Below are 3451 nucleotides of genomic sequence, written 5' to 3' on the forward strand. Positions count from 1 at the left end.
GTGTTCGGCGGTGTCCTACTCTCCCACACCCTGTCGAGTGCAGTACCATCGGCGCTGGAGGGCTTAGCTTCCGGGTTCGGAATGGGACCGGGCGTTTCCCCTCCGCTATGGCCGCCGTAACTCTGCGAAACAGTTACACACGGAACATCAGCGGTGCCACCGGATCTGGATCGGTGACGTACTGGGTTCATTCAATTGTTGTGCTGAAACGTGTGTTGTTTCAGATATTGCACAGTGGACGCGTAGCTTCTTTGTGGTAAGTCCTCGGCCTATTAGTACCAGTCACCTGCACCCATTACTGGGCTTCCAGTTCTGGCCTATCAACCCGGTGGTCTGCCGGGGGCCTTACCCCCTCGAGGGGGTGAGAAACCTCATCTTGGAACAGGCTTCCCGCTTAGATGCTTTCAGCGGTTATCCCTTCCGAACGTAGCCAACCAGCGGTGCTCCTGGTGGAACAACTGGCACACCAGAGGTTCGTCCGTCCCGGTCCTCTCGTACTAGGGACAGCCTTCCTCAAGTTTCTTACGCGCGCGGCGGATAGAGACCGAACTGTCTCACGACGTTCTAAACCCAGCTCGCGTGCCGCTTTAATGGGCGAACAGCCCAACCCTTGGGACCTACTCCAGCCCCAGGATGCGACGAGCCGACATCGAGGTGCCAAACCATCCCGTCGATATGGACTCTTGGGGAAGATCAGCCTGTTATCCCCGGGGTACCTTTTATCCGTTGAGCGACACCGCTTCCACTTGCCGGTGCCGGATCACTAGTCCCGACTTTCGTCCCTGCTCGACTTGTCAGTCTCACAGTCAAGCTCCCTTGTGCACTTGCACTCGACACCTGATTGCCAACCAGGCTGAGGGAACCTTTGGGCGCCTCCGTTACATTTTAGGAGGCAACCGCCCCAGTTAAACTACCCACCAGGCACTGTCCCTGAACCAGATCATGGTCCGAGGTTGAGGTATCCAATACGATCAGAGTGGTATTTCAACAACGACTCCACAGTAACTGGCGTCACCGCTTCACAGTCTCCCACCTATCCTACACAAACCGAACCGAACACCAATACCAAGCTGTAGTGAAGGTCCCGGGGTCTTTTCGTCCTGCCGCGCGTAACGAGCATCTTTACTCGTAATGCAATTTCGCCGAGTCTATGGTTGAGACAGCTGAGAAGTCGTTACGCCATTCGTGCAGGTCGGAACTTACCCGACAAGGAATTTCGCTACCTTAGGATGGTTATAGTTACCACCGCCGTTTACTGGGGCTTAAATTCTCAGCTTCGCCATCACTGGCTAACCGGTCCTCTTAACCTTCCAGCACCGGGCAGGCGTCAGTCCGTATACATCGTCTTACGACTTCGCACGGACCTGTGTTTTTAGTAAACAGTCGCTTCTCACTGGTCTCTGCGGCCCACACCAGCTCACACTGCAAGAGTGATCACCGGCAGGGGCCCCCCTTCTCCCGAAGTTACGGGGGCATTTTGCCGAGTTCCTTAACCATAGTTATCTCGATCGCCTTAGTATTCTCTACCTGACCACCTGTGTCGGTTTGGGGTACGGGCCGTGTAACAACTCACTAGAGGCTTTTCTCGGCAGCATAGGATCACTGAATTCGCCTCAATCGGCTACGCATCACCTCTCAGGCTGTGTGAACGGCGGATTTGCCTACCGTTCGCCCTACAGGCTTACACCAGTACAACCACTGACTGGCCCAGCTACCTTCCTGCGTCACCCCATCGCTTGGCTACTACCAGATCAGGTCCCACGCATCCACCCGCCCCCGCACACCCGAAGGCGTGAAGTAAGCGAGATTCAGGGTGGTTAGTATCACTGATTCACCATGGGCGCGGTTACACGGGTACGGGAATATCAACCCGTTGTCCATCGGCTACGCCTGTCGGCCTCGTCTTAGGTCCCGACTCACCCTGGGCGGATTAACCTGGCCCAGGAACCCTTGGTCATTCGGCGGACGAGTTTCTCACTCGTCTTTCGCTACTCATGCCTGCATTCTCACTCGCGCAGCCTCCACACCTGGATCACTCCGATGCTTCCATGGCTGCACGACGCTCCCCTACCCACCCACACACCTGCACACAGATCCGCAGACCTGCATGGGGCTGTTGTGTGAGTGCCGCAGCTTCGGTGGTGTACTTGAGCCCCGCTACATTGTCGGCGCAGGATCACTTGACCAGTGAGCTATTACGCACTCTTTCAAGGGTGGCTGCTTCTAAGCCAACCTCCTGGTTGTCTTCGCGACCCCACATCCTTTTCCACTTAGTACACGCTTAGGGACCTTAGCTGGCGATCTGGGCTGTTTCCCTCTCGACTACGAACCTTATCGCCCGCAGTCTCACTGCCACGCTCTCACTCACCGGCATTCGGAGTTTGGCTGATTTCGGTAAGCTTGTAGGCCCCCTAGACCATCCAGTAGCTCTACCTCCGGTGAGAAACACGTGACGCTGCACCTAAATGCATTTCGGGGAGAACCAGCTATCACGGAGTTTGATTGGCCTTTCACCCCTACCCACAACTCATCCCCTCAGTTTTCAACCTAAGTGGGTTCGGTCCTCCACGACGTCTTACCGTCGCTTCAACCTGGCCATGGGTAGATCACTCCGCTTCGGGTCTAGAACACGCCACTACACCACACAAGGTGGATACGCCCTATTCGGACTCGCTTTCGCTACGGCTACCCCACACGGGTTAACCTCGCGACATGCCACTAACTCGCAGGCTCATTCTTCAAAAGGCACGCCATCACCAGCCATGACGAATCATGCACCGGCTTTGACGGATTGTAAGCGCACGGTTTCAGGTACTATTTCACTCCCCTCCCGGGGTACTTTTCACCTTTCCCTCACGGTACTAGTCCGCTATCGGTCACCAGGGAGTATTCAGGCTTATCGGGTGGTCCCGACAGATTCACAGCAGATTTCACGGGCCCGCTGCTACTTGGGTATCCACAACGACAGTTGCAATGTTTTCGTCTACGGGACTCTCACCCTCTACGACAGGCCGTTCCAGACCACTTCGACTAACACCACAATTTCTCACTGTCGGCCGATCCGGCAGAATCGACAATGCAAACCCCACAACCCTCCATACGCAACCCCTGCCGGGTATCACACGCACAAAGTTTGGCCTCATCCGCTTTCGCTCGCCACTACTCACGGAATCACTATTGTTTTCTCTTCCTGTGGGTACTGAGATGTTTCACTTCCCCACGTTCCCTCCACACACCCTATATATTCAGGTGCAGGTAACACGACATCACTCGTGCTGGGTTTCCCCATTCGGACACCCTCGGATCACAGCTCGGTTGACAGCTCCCCGAGGCTTATCGCAGCCTCCTACGTCCTTCATCGGCTCCTGGTGCCAAGGCATCCACCGTACGCTCTTCATTACTTACAACAAAGATGCTCGCGTCCACTGTGCAATTCTCAAACAACACACAC

At 55.5% G+C, this 3451-nt stretch carries 2 rRNA genes; both read right to left on the reverse strand.

Annotation, left to right across the window (positions count from 1 at the left end):
* Window positions 1-2 precede the first annotated feature (2 nt).
* A 5S ribosomal RNA gene (rrf, locus tag CH273_RS00005) occupies window positions 3-119 on the reverse strand.
* Window positions 120-252: 133 nt separating this feature from the next.
* Window positions 253-3407 (reverse strand): 23S ribosomal RNA (locus CH273_RS00010).
* Between the last annotated feature and the right edge of the window lie 44 nt (window positions 3408-3451).

The sequence above is a fragment of the Rhodococcus sp. 05-339-2 genome (genome assembly GCF_002258965.1).
Classification (GTDB): Bacteria; Actinomycetota; Actinomycetes; order Mycobacteriales; family Mycobacteriaceae; genus Rhodococcoides.